The sequence below is a fragment of the Aeribacillus sp. FSL M8-0235 genome (genome assembly GCF_038000355.1).
In the GTDB taxonomy this organism is placed as follows: domain Bacteria; phylum Bacillota; class Bacilli; order Bacillales; family Aeribacillaceae; genus Aeribacillus; species Aeribacillus composti.
Map to the genome: position 1 here is coordinate 3447957 of NZ_JBBOBW010000001.1, position 22199 is coordinate 3470155.

A 22199-nucleotide genomic window follows, 5' to 3' on the forward strand; every position below is an offset into this window, starting at 1 on the left:
GCCGACAGTCTGAATGCCTCCCAAATAAGGAAGGCTAGACTTTGTTCAGCTGTTTTTATTCATTTGTATATTTTGCAAATGAAGCTCCAAGCAGGTAACAATAGTTCAAATGGCAAGAATAAGCTTTCCGCATAGCTCAAACAGCGGCTGAAAATTAAAGCCTAATTTCCGGATAAAACAATACTTTGCCGATGAACTCTTTTTTTTCTAAAATTTTTTCAAACATTTTCGGTCCTTCCTCTAACGTGATGCGATGTGTGATCAGCGCCTCAGCGTTTATTTTTCCGGTTCTCATACAATCGATTGTCGTTTTCCATTCTTTTCCCGGAAACGGAGACGATATGGCATTCCAAGATCCTAATACGGTTAATTCGTTTCGGACGATTTTTTCAAAGTAAAATCTTTCGACTAGGACGTCTCCGTATGGAATTCCCATAAATACAACCTGCCCTCTCTTTTTCGCTAATGAAAAAACTTGGGCGGAAGTTACAGGGGATCCCGCTGATTCTACAGCAATGTCTACTCCTTTTCCATTCGTCAGCTCCATGATTTGATCATATGCCGATTTTTCAAGAGGATTAATCGTAAAATCCGCTCCCATTTCTTTGGCAATATTTAATTTCTGATCATCGATATCAATCGCAAAGATTTCACTTGCTCCAAAAATTTTTGCCCATTGGACTGCGAGAAGCCCGATAGTTCCGCATCCCATGACAGCAACGCTGTCACCCGGCTGCAACGATGTCCGGTAAAGCCCGTGTACGACAACGGATGACGGCTCAATCAAAGCAGCGGAGTCATAGCTTATCTCGTCCGGTATTAAAAGCACATTTTCACTAGGCAATTTCACATATTCGGCAAAGGATCCCGGCTGTAAGGCTCCAATAACATGCAAGCTTTCACATTGGGACAAAATCCCTTTTTTGCAGCTTTCACATTTACCGCAATATAAAGCAGGACAGCCGACAACCCTGTCTCCTGCTTTTACATGAGAGACAGAAGGACCAACTTCTACCACTTCACCGGAAAATTCATGTCCCCAAATCATCCCTTGTACGTAAGGTCCCAGTTTTGCATATCTTGAAATGTCTGAACCGCATATGCCTGTTGCTTTTACTTTAATGATCACGTCGTTCTCATTTTCTATCCTTGGTTCACTAGCATCCTCGAACCGCAGATCTCGTTTTCCGTAAAGTTTTAGTGCTTTCATTTCCTATTCCCTTTCCCGCATGGTTTAATTTTCGTTATGAACCTTCATATCTTGCTCCGAACGAACACCTTTAGATTTATTTTTGAAAAGCTTGTAAAATGCAACTGCCAACACGATTGAATTTATGATAAATTGATGTTCAATATAAAAATCGCTGACCATTCTCCCATACGGTCCAAGAATAAAATCTATGATGCTCTCAATCATTTTTTCACCTTCTTATTGACATGTTTGTCAATACTTTACTTCTTCCCCTTTGCCAAGACTTACATGAGACATATCCCCACCTGCTATGCGGTGGGGAACAACTGATTATTCATGAACAGGAGTTAAAATAACTTTAATTGCATCGCCGCTTTTAATTGCTTCGTATGCTTTATCCCATTCAGAAATGTTGAATTGATGTGTTACAAGTGTTTTAGTATTTACTCTATTTTCATTCATCAAGGCTAAAGACGGTTCCCAATCGCTTGGTTTTTGACTGCGAGATCCGGTAAATACAATTTCTTTTTGAATAATTTTTTCCATATCAATAGGGATTTCAGATTTTGCATAAATGCCAACCTGTACAAATTGGCCTTTCTTTTTCAATAAATCGAGCCCCATGTTCAAAGCAGGTACAGCACCGGTACATTCAAATACTGCGTCTACACCGTAGCCATCCGTCAATTCATTGACTAATTGTTTGACGTCTTCTTCTTGAATGTTTACGGCATAATCCAGTCCAAGCTCTTTTGCCTTTTCCAGCCGCAGCTTGTCATTGCTTAATCCGGTTATGATAACTTTAGCTCCTAAATCTTTTACGACTTGAGCGACTAATAAACCAATCGGACCGGGGCCGAGTACTAAAACGACATCACCTTGATGAATCGTAGCTTTCTTAACTGCATGATGTGCACATGCAAGCGGCTCCGTCATCGCTGCAGATAGAAAATCTACATTTTCAGGAAGCTTATGAACACTTTCTTTACGTGCAATCAAATAGGTTGCAAAGCTTCCATCTTGCTGCGTGCCCAGCCCTTTTCTGTTGCTGCATAAATTGTAATCACCGGACTGACAGTATTTACATGTTCCGCATATATAATAAGTAGTTTCAGAGGTTACCCGATCTCCTACCTGAAATTCAGTTACATTCTCCCCGACTTCTGCTACTACACCGGAAAATTCATGGCCTAACGTAACGGGGGCTTTCACTTTGTAATGTCCTTCATACGTATGAATGTCCGTACCGCATATTCCGCTGTATTTCACTAAAATTTTGACTTGATCCGGTCCGACTTTCGGTTCTTCCACATCTACTATTTCCAAGTTCCCAAATCCTAGTTCTTTTTTTACTAAAGCTTTCATTTCTTTATCCCTCCAGCAAGCTGCAATATTGGAGACTATTAATTGAATAGCGCAAAAATTCTATAGATGACGTAATTGATCAGATTTCCACCTTGGTCGATACTAGAGATTTTGCTCGCTCCTTCAGGCATGTTAAATTTAGATTCTACAGCCATCTCAGTATGGAGCGCCGCCAAATCTGTCGCCATGTACAGTGACAGGGCGATTAACAACGTACCAACGATTACCGAATGAACAATGTTTCCTCTTGCAGCACCGACAATAAATGCAACAATGAAAGGAATGGTAGCTAAGTCCCCAAACGGAAGAACGTTATTTCCAGGTAAAATAATGGCGATTGCTACTGTGATCGGTACTAAAATAAGAGCTGTTGAAATTACGGACGGGTGACCAATTGCAACGGCAGCATCTAGCCCGATATAAATATTTTGTGCGCCGAATTTCTTTTGAAGCAGTTCTCTAGCTGATTCAGAAATCGGCATTAAACCTTCCATTAAAATTTTCACCATTCTCGGCATTAACACCATAACTGCTGCCATAGACATCCCGATTTCGATCGTATCTCCGACAGAATATCCAGCCAATAATCCTAATGCGACACCTAAAATTAGCCCCATAAAGATCGGTTCACCAAAGATCCCAAATCTTTTTTGAATCGTTTCCGGATCAGCATTTAAATTTTTAAGACCTGGTATTTTTTGAATCAATTGGATCAATGGGATACCAAGAACTGCGTATGAAACCGTGCTTCCCGTTGCAACAGAAATTCCCGGAAGCCCGAAATATTTATCAAGCATCGGAGCTGTCCAATCTGCAATTTTCAAGCAAGCAATTTGGAATAATACCGCGGCAATTAAGCCTTGAATAATACTGCCTGATAACGTATATACAATTGCACCGGTAAAAGTGTAATGCCAAAAATTCCAAATATCTACATTCATTGTTTTTGTCGTTTTTGTCACAAGCATCAAAACATTTACTAACAATCCGAGAGGAATGATAAAGGCTGCAATTGGGGAGGCCCAAGAAATCGATGCAGCAGCCGGCCAACCTACATCAATAACATTCAGTTCGATTCCAAATCGATCAACCATTCCTTGAGCTGCCGGCCCTAGATTATTGACTAAAAGATCAACTACTAAGAAAATCCCTACGAATGCAACACCAATCGTCAAACCGGCCCGAAAGGCTTTTCCGGGTTTTTGTCCGAAAATTAACCCTAGTATAAAAATCGCCACGGGCAAAATAACTGTTGCACCTAAATCTAAAAATGCTCGTATCGCATCAACAAAACCTTGCATATTTTTCCCCTCCTTAAACCCCTACCAAAATAATCAAACGTTTGTTTAATTTTTCAGCGCTTCCAAAATTTCTTTTTTCACTTCATCCAGTCCAATGCCTGTTAAGAAAGCGCGTGCATTAATAACCGGGAACGGGTACTCCTGCTGTACAATTGTTGTACTAATTAATAAGTCAGCCGTGTCCACATAAGAACCAACTTCTGTAATTTTTATTTGAATAATTTCACATTCAATGTTATGTTCTTTGCAAAGCTGTTGCACCGCATCATTAACAATAGTTGAAGTAGCAATTCCAGCACCACATGCGACTAATACTTGTTTTTTCTTCATTTCAATTCATCTCCTTTAAATCTAAACATTCTATAATTTTTGTTTTGATTAATGTTTTATTTTTTTCTGTTGTTAAAAACTTGATGACATCCTCGTTTTGAAAGATGCTTATCAGTTTTTGCAAAATTTTCAAATGAGAATTTTGCTTGTCGATCGCTAATAAAAACACAATTTTTACCGGAGTTTTTGCCTCCTGCTCCCCCATGATTCCAAACTCAACAGCGTCTTTTAGTATCGCCAAGCTGATCGCCTTTTTATTGACATGAACGGAATCCGTATGGGGAATGGCGACAGATATATTACTGGAAGTTGGGAGACCGGTCGGAAAGGTTTTTTCCCTCTCAATAATTGCATCTATAAAACTCTCTTTTACAAAGTTTTTTTCGTAAAGATGGTTTCCCATTACTTTCAAAACTTCTTCCTGATCCTTCGCTTTTAAGTCGCAAAAAATCAAAGATTCATCAAAATGCAAATCAATCACTGGTATATCACCTACTCCATTAATAAAAGAGCTTTTATTCTTGTGCATATAATTTCAGAACTTCATGTAAGTCTTTCATGCTTTGTGCGTTCAATACTTTATTCAAATCCTGTTCATTTCTCACTAAATTCATTAATTGCATGAATGCTTTTAAATGTTGATCTTTATCTAAAGCTGCAATCACAATGATTAACTTAATGGACTGATAGTTTTCAAAGGCTACTCCTTTTCGCAATTTCAATAAGCTCATCGATAAACGATTTACTCCTTCATCAGGTGAAGCATGTGGAATAGCTACATGTTCACTGATGACAAAATAAGGATCTGATTGGCAATGTTTGATCATTGCTTCAACATATTGTTCTTTAATGCTTTTATCCTTCAGCAAAGGCTGGGCCGCCAGTTTAATCGCTTCTTCCCAACTACGAACCGAATGGCGGAATATTATCGTTGAAGGAGTAATTAAATCGCATAAATTCGGATTTTTAATAGAATGATTTTCTAACTTGTTGTTAGAGCCTTGGTGAATATAGCTTTGAATCGCATTGTAAAGCTCTTTTTTATTTTTAATGACAGCATGCTTTTCAATAATTCCCATTAATTCTTCAACATTTATTACTTCAGGTACAAACCCATATAAGTCAGACATCACTTCTTTTCGCAATCGTCTTTTTTCTTCAGCACCAATAAAATGATCTACAAGGAAGAACTTTTTATTTGTTTTCAAATAAACTGGAGAAAAGACAATGTCATAATCCATTTCATATTGTTGGAATTCGCGCACAGACAATGAATCAAGAAAAATAAATTCAGGAAACAGTTCTCTTAGCGTCCCATACATCAATCTGGAAACTGATATTCCTTTTGGGCAGACAACTATGGCTTTCATTCTTTGGCTAATATTGTCGCCCTGCCTGGAAAGCCACCCGCCGATTAAAATTGTTAAATAAGCAATCTCACTTTCCGGAATAGCTGAACCGATTAAATCTTCCAGCGGTTTAACCGATTTTTTAACAAGATGATGCAATTCCTTGAAATTTTTATTGATATCATCAAGAACATCATTTGTATCAGTTAAATTGTATTTAATTCGAAAATAGGCGGGCTTCATATGAAGGACGAGCTTTTGAAGAAGCTGCTCTTTATCCTTCAAAAAAATGAACGTATTTTTTTCAAAGTTGTCGATCACTTGACTTAGCGCGCTTTTTAATTCAGGAATTTCTTTATCAATCTCCTCTTTAGACCAATAAACATTCGTTGTCAGCAAATTCAGAGTAATAAAGAGCCGTTCTTCCTCTGAAACATTTGGAAAATCATGCAAAAGTTCTTCCGTTGCCAAGTATTCTTTTGTGCCGGAAATCTCATTATAATTAAGGTTAAAAGAACCGATATGATGGCCTTTCCGTATTCTTCTTAAAATAAAAATTAAAATATAAGGCATTAACTCAAGTTTTTCGTCTGTAAATTTCAGATTTAACGATGCCTCCACTTTTTCGAGGCGATTTTTAAATTCCTCTAACTCATCTACAGATAATTGCGAAATCTGAATGATCTTTTCTTTTCCTTGATCTGCTGTCCAGATGCTGTTCGTGATAGAGATTAACAGTTTCCGGCATTGAAATTCGTCTCCCTCAATGACGTATCCATATTTTCTTGAATACTTGTATTCAAGGCCGTGTTGTTCGACAATATCCTTTACTTTTTTCAAATCGTCAATAACGGTATTCTTGCTCACTTTTAGTTCAGATGTGAAATGAGCCAACGATAAGGCATCCATTCTCGTTAAAATCATCAATATAATGAAATGGACGCGCTGCAGTTTCGATAAATCATAAAAATCGACTGATTGAGTATTTTCCTTTTCACTCAATACTTTTAGTAAACTCGGATCTACAACAAAATAGCCGTGATTTGTCCTTTCAATCTGAGGGAAATTTTGTTCATAAAGCCAATCATTGATCTTGGAAAAACTATAATTGATCTGTCTCTTGCTCAAGTTGAATTTTTGAGCAAGTTCATTGCTACTAATGTTTGGATTTTTGATTACTTCTTTCAAAAGACAATTGCTTCGAATGTCTAGTAGCATTTGTACCTCCTTTCTAAGCACAATTTTAGGCCACTTTTCCTAAAATTGATTACGCTTTCATTCCTTTTTTTGAATTTTCGCTTTACAATTTTGGGATGAACTGATCTGTTCTCGTTATTATCAAATATTAAGGACACCTTCTGAACGAATGACATCCTCCTTCTGATAAGTCTCATTTTCAGGCATTAAGGCAGTCCGAAATGGATGCTGCATCAAGTAAATGGATTTAAATCCAATTACTTATTTAATTTATCTATAGACTTCCCAACAAGGATTTAGAATATAAAGAAGTACAAGGTCAAAGATCTTACCCAGTCGCTTGTAATCAACAGCGACGAAAAAACTGTCCATCCGGAAAAGATAAGACGGGATTCGTTTGACACTTACTGTAAAATCGAATGTCCTTGGATGTACGAGCTCTTCTTAACCGTCTTGTTAGGAATCAGCTAATATACTAACACAATTACATAATGTTATTTATAATTTCATAAAAGAAACATAATGAAAAATATTTAAAATTTTATCTAAATTTTAAAATATAATTATAAAAAATCCATATTTTATCATAAATTAAGGAAAGATGTATGAAATCATAATACAAATTCTTATTATTCATTCGTATAAAAAACGTCATTTTTTTATTGAACTCAAATGAAATTTACTGTATATTCTAATTATTCTTATAATTAAAAATTCTATGGGGTGGGATTAGCTGATGAGCGATTTTTCAAATGAGAAATTCACGGTTGCTGCCGTACAAGCCTCTTCGATTTTATATGACAGGGAAAAATGCTTGGAAAAAGCTATTTCGCTAATTGAAGAATCGGCGAAACAAGGGGCTCAATTAGTTGTATTGCCTGAGTCTTATATTCCTGGCTATCCGTATCACATCTGGTTAGGAACACCAATGTGGTATCATGAACTATTTAAGGAATGGTTTCTCAATTCTGTAGAAGTACCTAGTAAAACAACTGATGCTTTATGTGAAGCTGCACGAAAACATAATATACATGTCGTTATTGGTATTTCAGAGCGAGATGGCAAAACATGCTATAACACAATTTTATTTATTGATAATAAAGGGAAAATTTTTGGCAAACACAGGAAATTGGTGCCGACTCATGTTGAGCGTGTTCATTGGGGCATGGGAGATGGAAGTTATCTTAATGTTTATGACACAGAGCTGGGACGAATGAGCGGGCTGGTCTGCTGGGAGCATACTATGGATTTGGTACGTCATTCCCTTATCGCACAACGCTCCCAGCTGCATTGTGCCGTATGGGTAGGATTTTCAAGTATAACGGGTTGGGATACATTATTTGATATGTCTACTGAACTATCTGCGCGTTATCATGCTCAAGTAGGCGGATGTTTTGTTATCAATTGTCAAAGTACAGTCGACAAGGACAATGTGGAAAAGTTAACACAGATTGATTATTAAAAAGAGTGGATAAAGCCTGGAGGGGGCTGGACGGCGATTATCGCACCCGGTGGTTCGATATTATCCGGTCCTTTAAAAGGAAAGGAAGGTATTTTGTACGCTGAAGTTGATATGAAATTAATTGCTGATATGGCACATTGGCACGATGCCACCGGACATTATTCACGACCTGATGTGACTAGTCTTCTGTTAAACCGCGAGCCTTATAAAGTGCTCCGAGATATGAACAATGCCAATAACATTAGTAATCCGAAGAATGGAAGTGGTCATGATCAACAATCTGTTGATCAAATAATGAACTTGTTAAAGCAATTAGAACAAAATCTTCGAAGCAGTGAATCAGATGAGCTCAGCAGAAGATTATCAGAAATTCAGCGCGAAGCCGTTCATGCATTTACAAGGGGGAATTAACCATGTGTCTTTGTTCTTTCGGTCCGAATTCTGGTGTTCACACTTATGATGTGACAAAATCAAAAGTAACGTATTTCAAATATAATATCAATGATCGTACTTTAGTTACGAACAAACAAGAGCAAGCAGATAGTGAAGCGTTGCCTAAGGGAAAAAGTCAATCATTATAAGCATATGCACACAAAAACTCCCTTGTTTTCCTCGAAACTAGGGAGTTTGTCTGAATGACAGAAATATAGCCAATTTTTCAAACGAACGAACATTCGGCTGTTCTTCATTATAAATCGCCGACCAGCAACCATTATGGATCAGCAGGTTGCAAAAAAACAGGGACAAACAAAATCCGAAATGCTTCTGACCGCAAGCTGCCATTGACCGTCATCTTGTATGGAAAGAGCTTCTTGAAATTTTAGCTCAGAGTTAAGTAAAAAAATCAGGAACTTTACAATCGACATTTCGAAAGAACGGCTCTTCTTGTGATTATTTTGCAAAACGAGGGGCTCTAAGTATGCTCCTATAGTCTATGATTTCACGATTCCTAGACCGCCACATTTATCCAATACGAAACGGAAACTTTATTTTATACGCTAACTCTTGAAAGTCTATAAAAGGATTGCGGTTTCCCTGTATATAATAAATCGATTGGTTCCGATGCTTTTCATAGATGGAAACGGGAAACGATTCATGCCAGTGAATCAGTAAAGAAAGATTAATTTGTTTAAGGCTGCTTTTTTTTATTTCATTCGGGTATCGCAATAAAAAATACATCATTGCTCTCGCAACAGTACCTTTGCCATGTTCCGGTTCGAATCGGCCGTCTTTGACAACTCCGCAGCGATTGCGGATTTTTTCTTTTGGCGATTCCGGCTGATAAAAAGAAAAATCATGAAAAGGATAATTGGATCGTTTGACATTGCACTCCGGATGACAAACAAATAAATGATGCAAATCGCTTTTCATCGGTTCCCGTGCATGAAACCAAGACTGCGGAACAATATGTTCTGTATTATATTTTAAACGCAAGTCAATGCTTTTCATCTTTTTCAATAAAGAAATGTCCTTTTTGCTGACTATTTCTAAAAGAGCTTGAAATTGCTCATATCTTTTTTGAATTATTTCGAAATCTTCTTGTATGATTCGGCTAGGATCGCTTTTTTCGCCAGAATAGATGCTTTTCACTGTTCCATCCGGCTGCAAATCGACCCACGTATACAAATAATGATCTTTGCATATAAAATACGGCAGCTGATTTTTATGTGTTTTTTTCACTAGATTATGATAATGGTAAAATAGGTTCAGCCCCTTGATTTCTTTTCCGATGACATTTTTGTAATAATGCTCTATATCTTTTTTATCTTTTTCTGGATCATAATAAAACTTCGTGTTTTGGCGGATTTTTCCCTGATTCTGCAAAAGAGTAAGAGATGTCCGAGTACGATCTTTTTTCTGCCACTCCTTGTGCTCTGCAATATTTTTAATTAAAGGTGCATCTTTTCTCCTTTTTCTTCCCATCATTCCTCATACCTCAATAATTAGTATCATGCTTGCAAACAATGAAACTTTGTTACTTTTGCAGCTTGCGAAATACAAGAAAAAATTTTCATCGTCAACAGCCAATCAAAAACCTTCTATTATTCTTTATTAATGGAATAATGCCAAACTCCTTTTTCCATCTCCTTTCTAATTTTTCCGTTGAATTCTAAATAATCTAGATGTCCTATAATTTCAGACATCACAAGCGAAAACTGCTCCGAATACTTATTTCCATAATAGGCTTGGGCTAGACCGCTCGCGGTTGTTACCCCGTTTAAAATGAGATTCATAATTTTTTCTGCTTTTTTCTCAATCCCTTTTAATCTTTTATTTATTAAATCTTTCGGGTCTTGAATGAATACGCCGTGTCCCGGAAATACGAGATCGAGAGGCAAATCCGAAACTTTCTCTAAAGAATGTTTATGCTGGAGTAAAGTCGGCATCCGCCGTCCAAAAGAATCGGGTTCGACAAGTGCGTTGCTGGATATATGCTGAATCAGCAAATCACCTGAAATCATCCAACGATGCTTTGGATCATACAGCGCAATTTGATCCGGAGCATGTCCGGGCACCTCGACAATTTGAAAATCCAAATGGCTGCTCTCGACTGGAATGATCTCCGCTTGGATAGCAAGTTTTCTGTTTTTCACAATCGATTCTTTTAAATAATCGACCTGCTTTCTCCCTGCTTCATGACATCCCATTTCCTCATATAATTTAGAAAAAAACTCCACCCTCATCTCAAGAAATTGGCGGTCTCTCTTTAAGCGCGGGATCGCATTTTTGTGGGCATAAACTTGAATGGGGTGATCCGCAATGATTCGATTCACTAATCCGACATGATCTATATGGTTGTGAGTTAAAATGATTTCGGTTAAGTCATGCAAAGCCAACCCGTTTTTTTGCAGCGTTTCCAACAATGCATTCCAACAAGCCTCATGATCCAAACCAGCATCTATTAAAGCAAGGGATTCTTTTGCTTTCACTAAAAAAAAGTTGATCGTTCTTAAATTAGACGGAACATCGACGATAATCGGGATGATTTCATAATTTTGCTTGCGAAGCTCCATATTTTTACTCCCCCTTTGTTTTGACAAACCAAATAAACCGCTTAAAACCCCCGACTTTAAAATTTGATACAAAGCGAAAAAAAAGTTATGTGATTTATTTCAGTCCTTGCAGTGCAGACGCTTACTTTAACCAAATCCCCATTTTTGCCATACCCTTTGGAAAATTTAGAACTGTATAAACATATTATATGTTTTTTTAAAAAGGTTTGTAAAAGAGAGGCTGCCAATTTATTTTCCATTTGTAACATGTAAGGCAATAACAAATATAGATCCGGTAGTACGGCCGCTGATTTCACACTAATTTTACATCAAAAATCCCCATCGCCAGCCGGCTGACAAGGTACTGTAAATTGACGCGCTTCATATTAAATACCAAAGCTCTTTACTGAAAATTGAACTACCACTAGGCTAAAGCCGTAGTGGATTCCTAAGTACAGAGTTCTACCGAACTCTAATTGATTAGGCTATCCCCGTAGTTCCTACGGTTAATCGCAAGGCTTCCTTGCGAAGATTTAAACTTGCGTTAATATCTCGGTTATGATGGGTATGACAATTAGGACACACCCATTCACGCAATGCAAGATTTTTAACGTCTTTGTTTTTGTAGCCACAGCACGAACAAAGCTGGCTGGATGGAAAATTTTTCGATACGGTAACAACTTGCTTTCCGTACCATTTCGCTTTGTATTCTAACATCGTTCTAAATTGTGACCATGATACTTCGCTAATTGCTTTAGCAAGATTGTTATTTTTTAACATATTACTTACAGACAAATCTTCCATCCCGATAATGTCGTGGTTTTTGACAATATAGGTGGAGATTTTATGCAAGTAATCGTTTCTAGCGTTTGTGATTTTTTCATGAATACGAGCAACTTTAATTCGTTGTTTGTTCCAATTAGAACCACCTTTTTTACGTCTTGATAGAATCCGTTGTGCTTTTGCTAATTTTTCTTCTAATCTTCGAAAAAACTTAGGATTAGAGTAAATCGTTCCATCTGAAAGAATAGCAAATTCTTTCAAGCCGACATCTATGCCAACAGCAGAGTCAGTTTTAGGTAATTCCTGAACTTCTGTTTCTACAAGAATGGATACAAAATATTTTCCACTTGGATTACGTCTAATTGTTGCATTGAGAATGCGACCTTCTACTTCACGACTCTTTGCAAAACGAATCCATCCAAGTTTAGGCAGCTTGATTTTATTATCATCAATAGCAATATTGTCATTTGTATACTTTGTCGTGTAAGACTGAACAGGATTTTTCTTGGACTTAAAACGTGGTTTATCGTTTTGTTTCTTGAAGAAACGGGAATAAGCGTCAGCAAGATTTTTTAATGACGATTGAAGTGCAATACTATCCACTTCTTTTAGCCAAGTTAATTCTTTTTTTAATTGTGTTAACTGAGCAGAACAAGAATTATAAGTTAAACCTTTTCCTGCCTCTTTGTAAGTATTATCCCATTTTGCTAAAAAATGATTAAATACAAATCGACAGCACCCAAAGGTTTTATTAATTAATATTTCTTGTTCTTTGTTCGGATAGAGCCGAAACTTATATGCTTTATTTACAATCATTGATTTTTCACCTCCTTTAATATATACTAAAAGTATATACTTAATTAAAATATATGTCAATTGTATATACCGAGGAGGATTGTAAAATGGAACGTATACCAAAATTAATTAAATTTCCTGTCGATTTAGTAACAAGAATCGAAGAGTACAAAAAAAAGAACAATATTAAAAATTTTTCAGTTGCAGTTTACGAATTAATTCGTAAAGGTTTAGAAAAATAATGGAATACATTTCTGAAAATCACAGTAAGCATTTACTTTTGTGCCATTTGATATTTGTTTGTAAGTATCGAAAAAAGTTATTATTAAAAGTTGGTGATGATATTAAAACCGAAATCGAATCTATATCTAATCGTTATGGTTGGCAAATTATCGAGCAAGAAATAGACCAAGACCATATTCATATTTTGATTCGTTATTCTCCGAAATGGAGCATTCTTGAAATCGTTAGATTATTGAAGCAACTTACAACCTATCGAATATGGCAAAAGCATAACGAATATCTTTCTCAACATTTTTGGAAAGAAAGAACCTTTTGGAGTGATGGATATTTTTCTTGTAGTATTGGAAATGTAAGCAAAGAGATTATCCAAAAATATATTCAAGAACAAGGTCATTAGAGCTTACATCCCCTAGGCTAAAGCCATAGGGGTTTTACGCCATTTCCTATAAATAACCCCCTTCCTTATTTTCAATGGAAAAGGGGAAATCTGCTTGAACATTAAAATTCATAAATTCTTTTTTACATGTTGATCTAGGTCCGAAACAGGCAAAAGAACTAGCAGCTTCTTGCTAGCATTCTTATACATAAAATAAATCCGGTCGAATGAAAAAACGATTCAACCGGAAGTTAGTTTTTCAATAATTTCTGAATATCTTGTTCAAAATCAATCGGTTCGTCCCATGGTTCATATCTATTCACGACTTGGCCGTTTTCACCAATTAAATATTTTGTAAAATTCCATTTAATATCGTTGCCAACCAGCCATTCAGGGTATTCATTCGCTAGTTTGATTTTTAATAGTTTTTCTGCCGTATTCGATTCATCAAATCCGCGGAACGGCGCCTCATTTTTCAAATATTCGAATAATGGATGAGCGTTTTTTCCGTTCACGTCGATTTTTGCAAACATCGGGAATGTAACGCCATAATTTAATTGGCAAAAAGAAGCTGCTTCATCGCTTGTTCCCGGCTCCTGTTGATCAAACTGGTTGCATGGAAATCCTAGTATTTCAAAACCTTGATCATGATATTTTTTATATAGCTTTTGCAGTTCTTCAAACTGGTATGTAAATCGACATTTACTAGCGGTGTTCACCACTAAGAGCACTTGACCTTTAAATTCTGCTAAAGAAACTTTTTCGCCGTTTGCTTTTTCTACTTCAAATTGATAAATAGACATGGGAAACACCTCTTTATCTATTATTAAGTTATAATTATTATAATATAAAAATATTATCACGCAAAAAAAATTGCTCTCAGTTACAAATTTGGAAACTTTTTTCCTGAATCAAAAAGAAGGTGAATGCCCGCCTATTTTTTCAATTTGAAGCATTGATGTTTTTAGAATGGCTGCCTTAGTCCTCCTTTACTATAAAAATTTGGGAGCTCTCGGCGGAATCCATTAATTTTTGAAAATATATATTTCCTAAATAACTCGAGCCTTCACAAGTATTGATTATTTTCCGGCGCTCGCATTTAAGTTGTAATTAGATACACTCACTAATTCCTTCATTCATTTCTTGTGTTAAAGTGATAAAGTAAGCAGGCAAAAGTTCTCCTTCAACCGTTCCATACTTATAAGTATTCAACCACTAGTGCCAGCTGGACTTTTTGTCCAATCTTTCCTTTCATCTTAAGCTCCCGCCTGCAGATCATCATAATCTTTGAGTTGGCTTGAATGGACAGTGAACAAATCCCATCTAACCAAAGAAGATTTGGAATTTTTCTTACTAATTCTGCCAATTTAATTGCGCCTCAAATCTTCCATATTAGAAAAATGATTCCGGACAACTGGCGTGACTTTTTCTTATTTTCAATGTTGTCAAGGCGTAGTGATCATAAATTATTGCCGGCAAGCAAACTGCTGTTAAGAGAAAGAATTAAAAAGCCAAAAAAACCGGGCAAAAAATGGGTGCCCGGTTTGCTGTCTTATTTACTTGTTTCACTTAAATCTTTCACAGTTTATCCATTTAAGCTGCAAAAAATCTTTTATGTATATGTTTCATTCACTAAATCTATTCAGCCTCATTTTTCCCTCCTATTGAAAAAAGTCGGATGAATAGCCAATGATGAATGGAAAATATCAAAATTTTTATTCACTTGCAATCTTTATTTCGGTATTCAATCCAATTTCAGGGATATCTTTATTTTCCAAGTACAAAGTGCCCGGCAGTTCCGGTGTTGTCGATCCGTCAAAGCGCAAAGTAATATGCCCCAATGTTGTTAAGTTTCTTTGCACAGCATCGCCGACAGACGTGATTTCAAATTTTTCATTATTAATATAAAGCTTCTGTCCAGCTTGAATTACTCCTTCCGCCTTTACGACATCAATGACATAACAAAAATCTTTCAGATCCTGTGGAGCTTCATTACCAAATAAAATAATCATTTTCTCTTTCAAAAAATGATCGGCCATTGTTCCGATTCCTTTTATTTTATTCTTATAAATGATTGTCATAAAGTCGGCACAAACCTGTTACGGTTGTGCCTTCCCTCCCATATGTCAGATTTTTACAAAACTCATGATGTTATAATTACAAATTTACGAATCATAAAGTCCGAAGCTTGCCAGCCAAGCGACAAACACCCTTGGAACCCCGATTAAGAATCTTGAATAAAGGACGGACGGTACACCGACCTCTACTGTTTCAGGTTCCGCTTCTGCAAGTCCCAAACCTACAGGTATAAAGTCACAGGCGTTTTGCGTATTGATGGCAAACAATGCTGGCAGCGCCAAGTTTGGCGGGATATTCCCTTTGCCAATTTCCACTCCAATCAGCGTCCCGATAATCTGAGCGATTACTGCTCCAGGTCCAAGCAAAGGTGATAAAAATGGCAATGAACAGATAAACCCGATTAAGAGCAATCCCCATATATCGCCAGCCAGCGGCGACATGATCTTAGCAAATACGTTTCCGATTCCTGAACCTTGAATAATTCCAATCAGCAATGATACAAAAGCCATGAACGGAATAATCGTGTTAATCATTGTTTGCACTGCTTCACGTCCTGCTTGATAGAACGTGCTAATGACTTTTCCTGCGCCAAGTCCAATTTTCGTTAATAAGTTTTTATTGGAGCTTGCTGCCATTGTTTCAGAAATCTTTTTATCACTGCTATATTTAAACTCTCTTTCAGGTTTTTCTTCCGGAATTTTTTCTTCAGCCGGAGCCGCCTCTCTAGCACTCTCTTCAACGGGCTGAATTTGATCCAACCCCACATCTGAAACGTAAATATCTTCCGTAATATATTGGGCCAACGGTCCGCTTTTTCCTGTTGGCATAATATTGACAGTTGGAATGCGTTTTTGCGGATAGATGCCGCAGCGTAATGTACCGCCGCAATCAATAATTGCAAGCGCAATCTCTTCATCCGGTACTGATGTTTTAAAACCGTTGACCGGCTCGGCACCTGTCAGTTCAGCAATTTTGTCTACAATTTCAGGCTTTGCTCCTCCGGTAATATAAACAATTTTATTTCTTTTTTCCGTCGGTGTAATGATGAGCGGTCCGCCAAAACCGCCGCTGCCCTTCACAATTTTTATCGACCGATATTTAGCCATTTCCCATTCCTCCTCCTTTTCTAACGATGATGTAACGTTACTTCTGTTTTCAATTTAATATTTTGCTGTTTTTCTACTATTCTTGTTGTAAAATCTGTAATCCAGCCTGCGAAGAAGTTCATCACGAGACCGACAAGGAAATAACGGACAGCCAATTCTGCAGTGCTCAAACCTAGTTTCTCAATTCCAGCCGCAATACCGAGCCAAATAAATAATTCCCCTGGGTTTATATGTGGAAATAAACCGTTGCTGGTATGGCAAAAATATGCACCTGAAGCGAAATAGCTCGGTTTATATCTTTCCGGCAAAAAACGTCCTAATGACAACGCCATTGGATTCCCTAGCATAAATGAACCGACAAGCGGCAAGACTAAATATCTTAACAACGGGTTTTTAGAAGATGCCATCGCAAGTTTATTGACCCGCTTTTCTCCAATAAGCTGAATGAATGTATTCATACAAACCATCAATAGCAACACAAGCGGAACAATGCTTTGCATCCACGAAATAAATGTTTCTGCGCCAGTTTTAAACAAATTCATAAAACCTTCAGCAATCGTAACAATAATATCCACGTTCCTCACCTCTTCATGATTTTTTTACCGAAACAATGTTTTCTGCCTGCATCATGATTCGTTTAAAGATACTCGGCTTTTCGGGAATTTCCCCGCCGCTCATAATAATCTTATAATTGCTGACCGCATCCAAAATAGCTGATTTCAATAGCTTGTTGCAATGAGCCATATCGGCTTCTCCAAGCGTTTTTATATTTTTGCCCGTAAAGCCTTTCAATTCCCGAACTTTCGCTAAAACTGTAACCCCTTGTATTTTCATTGCTTTCAGAATCTTCCCGCTGTCGGAAACGGCAAATAATACAATGGTGCCCGCCCGAATTCTGCCGGGGCGCTTTCCGATTGCCACTTTTCCAATCTTTCGCAGCTCTATATACGCTTTGGCAAAATGTTTAATTTGAAAATAACCTAATGCCAATTGCACGATAAATGCTCCTGCTATAAAAAGCATAATGATGATCAATTGCATCCTATCACATCCCTAAGATTGATGATGAACTGCTCGCTTGTTCGAGGCATTTTGTAAAATCTTCGTAGCTGGCTGCACCGGCCAATTCCTCTACCTGTTTCTGATCAGAGGCGATTTTGATGATTTCATCGTAAATTTTAATCAGGAGGCTTGCATCATTATCGGCTTTTTCCGGTATTCCCAACAGAAAGACAAGCTTGATTTCCTTCCCGTCAACCACTGCTTTTTCAGGAAAAACACCGATCGCCATTTCAATCTGATTGGACTTGTAGTTAACTGTATGCGGCAAGGATATATACCGGTCAAAAACCATTGATCCTTTCTCTTCCCTTTCTCTCAGCCTCTCTTTAAACCCTTCGTCCAAATAGCCTTTCTTGACTAAAACGTCGATCATATCATTCACATTTTCGTGGTAGCCTTTATTTGTATCTAAGACGAAGAATTTATCTTTGTTGAGTAAAAGTTTTAAAATTGAACGGTGATTGCCAAAATCTTTCATTTTAAATTTTTTCCGATAGGTCATCTTTTCAATTTGCCTAGAAACACTCGCTTCGTCAAAGATTTCGTTAATTATGATGACAGGTGGATCAATTGCAAAATGAAGCTTTACTGTTGAAAAGACCATATCGTATTGATTCAAAAGCTCTTTTGAAATTTCAATTTCAGAGTAAATATCAATTTGAGTATTTGGATTTAATATGCGCTGCAGTTGAATAGAGACTAATTTGGCAGATCCCCGCCCGGTTCCGCAAATGACTGCAACTTTTTTTAATGCTCTCGTTATTTCATCATGTTGGGCAATGAATACTCCGAAATACAAGGATAGGTAGCCAAGCTCATCTTCAGGAACCTTCAGTCCATACTCTTTCTCAATTACTTGCCCGGCAATTTCGGCCAATTTAAAGGCGACAGGATACTTCTCCTTCACATCAGCCAGCTGCGGATTTTTCAAACGCACATCAAACATCAAGCGATTCAGCATAAAGGTTAAATGATACAGAATATCTTTAAAAAATGTTTCATTTTCGAAAATAATGCTTTTATCAAACCCTACTTGTTCGATTATTAAGTCCAAGAGACGTTTAATATCATCGGAAATTTTAATATCTGCAATTGTTCGAATGTTTGTCGGCGTTCTTCTTCCCGCGATCGGCAATGTTATAAACAGTATTTCAGGTTGTGAAATTTCAACCGGCAAATGCCGTTCGATTACGGAAACGATTTCTGAAGCAATCGAATAGTCCTGTGTATTTAATAGTTTGTTATATTTTTCATCCAATTCCGTAAGAGGATGATTTTTTATAAAACGATCCAACATGACAATAATAAATTGCATTAACTTTTTTTGGGTGGTAGACTCTAAATTGTAGTGATTGGCAATCTTCATTATTTCTTCTTTAATATCTTCATCCAGCGGGTAATCCCCGTATAAATAGTCATAGACGTTATCTAATATAAAAAAACGGATATCCAGTTCATTTCCTTTTAGGCTCATCCCGCTGTTCGGTTTTCCATGAATGGCTAAATTGTAAGATTCCAACGCTACGGCAGCTTTTTTTATTTCATTTACAAGAGTTGTTCTCCCCAGATTCATGTCAAAAGCGAGCTCATCCAGCGTATTCCTTCCTTTGCTGTTGATTAATCGATCAATGATAAAAGCGATACGCCTTTGTGATGAATCCAGCATGTTTTTCTTCTTAGAAACGGTTTCAATGAAATCATCAAACATATGGCCATCTTCAATAAACAAATGGTAGCCTTTTCCCTTTTCGTTTTTGATGGCTGCAATCCCATTCAGTTCACTGTTAAGTAGCTTAATATAATTGCGGATTGTTCTCGTGCTGACTCCCAATGAGTTGGCAAGATAATCCAAAGAACAATAGGATTTTTTTTGAAACGTTTCTAGCATTTGAACAACACGGCCATCAATTGTAAAATCCAACAATATTCACCACCTTTTACGTAAAAATAAAGTGACATAGTTTCGTCTATCAGTCAAAGGTAGTGATTGGAATTTTGTGATATTTCGTTATAGGACCTTTTTTTAGGCTGCTGTGATCTTAACCGCGGGATTTGCCTCCAGAAATATTAACTGTCGTACCAGTAATATAACTTGCACGGTCTGAAGCCAAGTAAGAAACTAAATCGGCTATTTCCTTTAGTTTACCCGGACGCCCAAGAGGAATGGAATTGCTGTAATCCGTTGACAATTGATCAACTGTGACTCCTCGAGTATAGGCAAGCGCTTCATTATAAGCATCTGACGTCAAGCCTGTCGGTTCGTTGATGCCAGGCGCCACCGCAACAACCCGGATATTGTATTTGCCGAGTTCTTTTGCCCACGAACGAGTGAAAGCTATTAATGCTCCCTTTGTCGCGGCATAGCAGCTTTGTCCAGATGATCCTTCCTGTCCGGCTTCGGAAGCAATATTGATAATAACTCCTTTATTTTGCTTAATCATTTCTCTGGCAGACGCCTGTGCACAAAGGTAAGGACCTTTTTGATTGACAGCTACCATAAAGTCAAAATCTTTCTCATTCAACTCGTATTCAGGTTTTTCACCTTTGACATCGACTAACAGTCTTGGCAGGTTGACTCCGGCATTATTTACTAAAATATCGACTGAGCCGAATAATTTCACGGTTTCGGCCACCATTTTGTCAACGCTTTCTTTTTTTGTAACGTCACATTTTAGAAAATAAGAACCATTATCTTGCGGTCCTTCTTCTCCATTTAAATCGGCTACAACAACTTTTGCCCCATTTCGGATCAGTTCGTTTGTGATATGTAATCCGATCCCGGAAGCGCCGCCTGTTACAATCGCCACCTTTCCTTCTAATTCAAGCCATGAGTCACTCATTACGATCTCCTCCTTTTGATCTAGTCTCTGCTCATTAGATGCTTTTAGTGTAAAATGTTTTAACCTTTTATTTAATACACAGTTTTTCACTTAAAATTGAAAAGTGGTGTATGAGCGGACAAAACGGTGGAAACAGATTGGAGTTGTAGAAATGAAAGAAAGTCTTACCTGCTTTCAAGGGTGGCTATAAGCCAAAAGACATATAAAAGTACGGAGTAACGAGAAAAAGACGTTCAACGTTCCAGAGGAAATACCGTAATGAACGCAAGCGCACGACGTAACGAAGCGATATTCGTTCATGAAAGCAAAATGGTGTAAACCGCACGCTTTCAGCAGCTGATAAATATATGAATGAATCGTACTGTTTTATTTTTATTGCATGAATTTTAGACTACAGGAAATCTATCATTTATTAACGAAAAAATAATCTTTCTTATCAAATGAAGGATTAGACTATAAATCCCTAATTTTTAGTCAAAAAACGATGCAAAACTTATCATTTCAAAGGCAATGGGTGTTGAACCACGATTGTATTCCTCCTTGTATTCACTAACGGGAAGCAGTCTTCATGTTTTCATTTTTACACTATCAAATGTGTGGACTGAATTTGCAAGATTTAATGCTTTTGAATTACTCTAATTTGCTGATTTTTATTTACATAATATTACAAAAAAGTTTATTATGGCATCATACGTAAGGGAATGAGACAAGCTTAATTACTTGTGAGCGGCAAAATAGACTTATAGGAATATTAAGTGAGGTCATCATTTATATACCTATTAATGCCCAATTAGAAATTAGACTAGTTTTAAATGAATATAGATTCAGGAGTGAAAAGATTGCGTAACATCATTTTATTATTCATTATGGTTTTTTTGGTTGACTGCAATAATGTAAATGAATTAAAGAAAGATGAGAAAACTGCAAGTTACAGAAATTTTGAGCTGAAATTAAAAATCCCCAAAGTGGTTAAAAAACAAACAAGAATTTGATATCATTACAGCTTTTAAAAATAACGGAGCTGAAACAACTTTATTTCATAGAAAACCAATAATAGAATCATTCATTATAAAGGATAAGCGAGGTGAAGTAATTTATTCAAAAGATTAAACCTCAAACAGAGTTTTATATAAAGACGAAATCAAGCCTAATCAAAAATTTGAGGAGAAATTTCATATAGCTATAGATAAAACGGGAACATATTATGTAGCAGTCAACACTTCCAAATTATCTGAGAGCGAGGATGTTGAAGGCAAAAGATTTTCCATGAAGAACATAAAAATAAATGTTGAACAACAACATATAAGCAATCTTACAAATTAAACCCGGCTTTTATTATGATCCCTCTTGTGCAGACAGTTAGGAAAAAGTTTAACCTTCGTTTTCTGCAAGAAAAAAATACAGAGTGTTGCAGTATATCTTTATCAAAATTTTGAATAAATGTATATGTGATCTATCCATCAAGGGCTTGGCGTGAATCCTCTGTAGCCATGATTCTTTAGTCAAGCGCCAGCTTCAACAGTTTTGGCAAAACCAAAAAAGGTTATCATGCAAGCTCCGACAAGAAATGAAATTGCAAGAGGAGCAAGTTTTGGCAAAACCAAAAAAGGTTATCATGCAAGCTCCGACAAGAAATGAAATTGCAAGAGGAGCAAGTTTTGGCAAAACCAAAAAAGGTTATCATGGCTCCTCTTCCATGTAAAGCCCCATTGCATATCACTGCATA

The 22199-nt window shown here is 36.9% G+C and carries 24 protein-coding genes; 7 read left to right on the forward strand and 17 right to left on the reverse strand.

Features of this window, described 5'->3' with window-relative positions:
* Positions 1–154: 154 nt before the first annotated feature.
* From NSQ71_RS16745 to NSQ71_RS16775, 7 genes are all read right to left on the reverse strand, one after another.
* Positions 155–1210, reverse strand: coding sequence for a galactitol-1-phosphate 5-dehydrogenase (locus NSQ71_RS16745; protein ID WP_066251196.1), 1056 nt, complete (start codon positions 1208–1210; stop codon positions 155–157).
* Positions 1211–1234: 24 nt separating this feature from the next.
* On the reverse strand, positions 1235–1417 hold the full coding sequence (locus NSQ71_RS16750; protein ID WP_066251194.1) for a hypothetical protein: 183 nt from the start codon (positions 1415–1417) through the stop codon (positions 1235–1237).
* A gap of 105 nt (positions 1418–1522) precedes the next feature.
* Positions 1523–2557 carry a zinc-binding dehydrogenase gene (locus tag NSQ71_RS16755; RefSeq protein ID WP_063388865.1) on the reverse strand — a complete coding sequence of 345 codons (1035 nt, stop codon included), beginning with the start codon at positions 2555–2557 and terminating at the stop codon, positions 1523–1525.
* 38 nt (positions 2558–2595) lie between these two features.
* The gene (locus NSQ71_RS16760; protein ID WP_063388866.1) at positions 2596–3858 is read right to left on the reverse strand and encodes a PTS galactitol transporter subunit IIC; all 1263 of its coding nucleotides are present in this window, start codon (positions 3856–3858) and stop codon (positions 2596–2598) included.
* A 45-nt stretch (positions 3859–3903) separates the two neighbouring features.
* Positions 3904–4188, reverse strand: a complete 285-nt coding sequence (locus NSQ71_RS16765; protein ID WP_063388867.1) for a PTS sugar transporter subunit IIB — start codon at positions 4186–4188, stop codon at positions 3904–3906.
* A gap of 1 nt (position 4189) precedes the next feature.
* Positions 4190–4669, reverse strand: a complete 480-nt coding sequence (locus NSQ71_RS16770; RefSeq protein WP_082829602.1) for a PTS sugar transporter subunit IIA — start codon at positions 4667–4669, stop codon at positions 4190–4192.
* Between the two features lie 34 nt (positions 4670–4703).
* The gene (locus NSQ71_RS16775) at positions 4704–6755 is read right to left on the reverse strand and encodes a BglG family transcription antiterminator (protein ID WP_339197781.1); all 2052 of its coding nucleotides are present in this window, start codon (positions 6753–6755) and stop codon (positions 4704–4706) included.
* Between the two features lie 715 nt (positions 6756–7470).
* Between NSQ71_RS16775 and NSQ71_RS16780 the strand changes: the two genes are divergently transcribed.
* From NSQ71_RS16780 to NSQ71_RS16790, 3 genes are all read left to right on the forward strand, one after another.
* Positions 7471–8196, forward strand: a complete 726-nt coding sequence (locus NSQ71_RS16780; RefSeq protein WP_340734277.1) for a carbon-nitrogen hydrolase family protein — start codon at positions 7471–7473, stop codon at positions 8194–8196.
* 93 nt (positions 8197–8289) lie between these two features.
* Positions 8290–8607, forward strand: coding sequence for a hypothetical protein (locus NSQ71_RS16785; protein WP_340734278.1), 318 nt, complete (start codon positions 8290–8292; stop codon positions 8605–8607).
* Between the two features lie 2 nt (positions 8608–8609).
* On the forward strand, positions 8610–8777 hold the full coding sequence (locus NSQ71_RS16790) for a hypothetical protein (protein ID WP_157727840.1): 168 nt from the start codon (positions 8610–8612) through the stop codon (positions 8775–8777).
* Between the two features lie 382 nt (positions 8778–9159).
* Here the strand turns inward: NSQ71_RS16790 and NSQ71_RS16795 are convergent, their stop codons facing one another.
* The 3 genes from NSQ71_RS16795 to tnpB all read right to left on the reverse strand — a co-directional run bounded on the left by NSQ71_RS16795 (position 9160) and on the right by tnpB (position 12788).
* On the reverse strand, positions 9160–10122 hold the full coding sequence (locus tag NSQ71_RS16795) for an endonuclease I family protein (protein WP_340734279.1): 963 nt from the start codon (positions 10120–10122) through the stop codon (positions 9160–9162).
* Positions 10123–10238: 116 nt separating this feature from the next.
* Positions 10239–11210 (reverse strand): MBL fold metallo-hydrolase, encoded by a 972-nt coding sequence (locus NSQ71_RS16800; protein ID WP_063388871.1) that lies wholly within the window; start codon positions 11208–11210, stop codon positions 10239–10241.
* Between the two features lie 459 nt (positions 11211–11669).
* Positions 11670–12788 (reverse strand): IS200/IS605 family element RNA-guided endonuclease TnpB, encoded by a 1119-nt coding sequence (gene tnpB / locus NSQ71_RS16805; RefSeq protein ID WP_339193944.1) that lies wholly within the window; start codon positions 12786–12788, stop codon positions 11670–11672.
* 86 nt (positions 12789–12874) lie between these two features.
* On the opposite strand from tnpB, the gene NSQ71_RS16810 reads away from it, so the two are divergent.
* The gene (locus NSQ71_RS16810; RefSeq protein ID WP_264467635.1) at positions 12875–13009 is read left to right on the forward strand and encodes a hypothetical protein; all 135 of its coding nucleotides are present in this window, start codon (positions 12875–12877) and stop codon (positions 13007–13009) included.
* Positions 13009–13407: an IS200/IS605 family transposase gene (tnpA, locus tag NSQ71_RS16815; RefSeq protein ID WP_339193942.1), complete on the forward strand. Its 399-nt coding sequence runs from the start codon at positions 13009–13011 to the stop codon at positions 13405–13407. Before NSQ71_RS16810 ends, tnpA begins: the two co-directional genes overlap by 1 nt.
* Positions 13408–13637: 230 nt before the next feature.
* Here tnpA and NSQ71_RS16820 read toward each other — a convergent pair whose 3' ends face one another.
* Complete coding sequence (locus NSQ71_RS16820) at positions 13638–14189, reverse strand: glutathione peroxidase (protein WP_339210530.1); 552 nt, start codon at positions 14187–14189, stop codon at positions 13638–13640.
* Positions 14190–14687: 498 nt separating this feature from the next.
* Between NSQ71_RS16820 and NSQ71_RS16825 the strand changes: the two genes are divergently transcribed.
* Positions 14688–15068, forward strand: a complete 381-nt coding sequence (locus tag NSQ71_RS16825; RefSeq protein WP_340734280.1) for a hypothetical protein — start codon at positions 14688–14690, stop codon at positions 15066–15068.
* 33 nt (positions 15069–15101) lie between these two features.
* On the opposite strand, the gene NSQ71_RS16830 is transcribed toward NSQ71_RS16825, so the two are convergent.
* From NSQ71_RS16830 to NSQ71_RS16855, 6 genes are all read right to left on the reverse strand, one after another.
* A complete protein-coding gene (locus NSQ71_RS16830) occupies positions 15102–15467 on the reverse strand; it encodes a PTS glucitol/sorbitol transporter subunit IIA (protein ID WP_063388881.1) in 366 nt (121 codons plus the stop codon).
* Between the two features lie 84 nt (positions 15468–15551).
* Entirely contained in the window at positions 15552–16571 is a 1020-nt protein-coding gene (gene srlE, locus NSQ71_RS16835; RefSeq protein WP_063388882.1) for a PTS glucitol/sorbitol transporter subunit IIB, read from the reverse strand.
* A 20-nt stretch (positions 16572–16591) separates the two neighbouring features.
* The gene (srlA, locus tag NSQ71_RS16840; protein ID WP_066251165.1) at positions 16592–17146 is read right to left on the reverse strand and encodes a PTS glucitol/sorbitol transporter subunit IIC; all 555 of its coding nucleotides are present in this window, start codon (positions 17144–17146) and stop codon (positions 16592–16594) included.
* Positions 17147–17159: 13 nt separating this feature from the next.
* Positions 17160–17612, reverse strand: a complete 453-nt coding sequence (locus NSQ71_RS16845) for a transcriptional regulator GutM (protein WP_186439333.1) — start codon at positions 17610–17612, stop codon at positions 17160–17162.
* 4 nt (positions 17613–17616) lie between these two features.
* Positions 17617–19557 carry a BglG family transcription antiterminator gene (locus tag NSQ71_RS16850; RefSeq protein WP_340734281.1) on the reverse strand — a complete coding sequence of 647 codons (1941 nt, stop codon included), beginning with the start codon at positions 19555–19557 and terminating at the stop codon, positions 17617–17619.
* A gap of 115 nt (positions 19558–19672) precedes the next feature.
* Positions 19673–20473 carry an SDR family oxidoreductase gene (locus NSQ71_RS16855; protein ID WP_066251157.1) on the reverse strand — a complete coding sequence of 267 codons (801 nt, stop codon included), beginning with the start codon at positions 20471–20473 and terminating at the stop codon, positions 19673–19675.
* 839 nt (positions 20474–21312) lie between these two features.
* Here NSQ71_RS16855 and NSQ71_RS16860 point away from each other — a divergent pair.
* Positions 21313–21465 (forward strand): hypothetical protein, encoded by a 153-nt coding sequence (locus NSQ71_RS16860; RefSeq protein ID WP_340734282.1) that lies wholly within the window; start codon positions 21313–21315, stop codon positions 21463–21465.
* Positions 21466–22199: the final 734 nt, after the last annotated feature.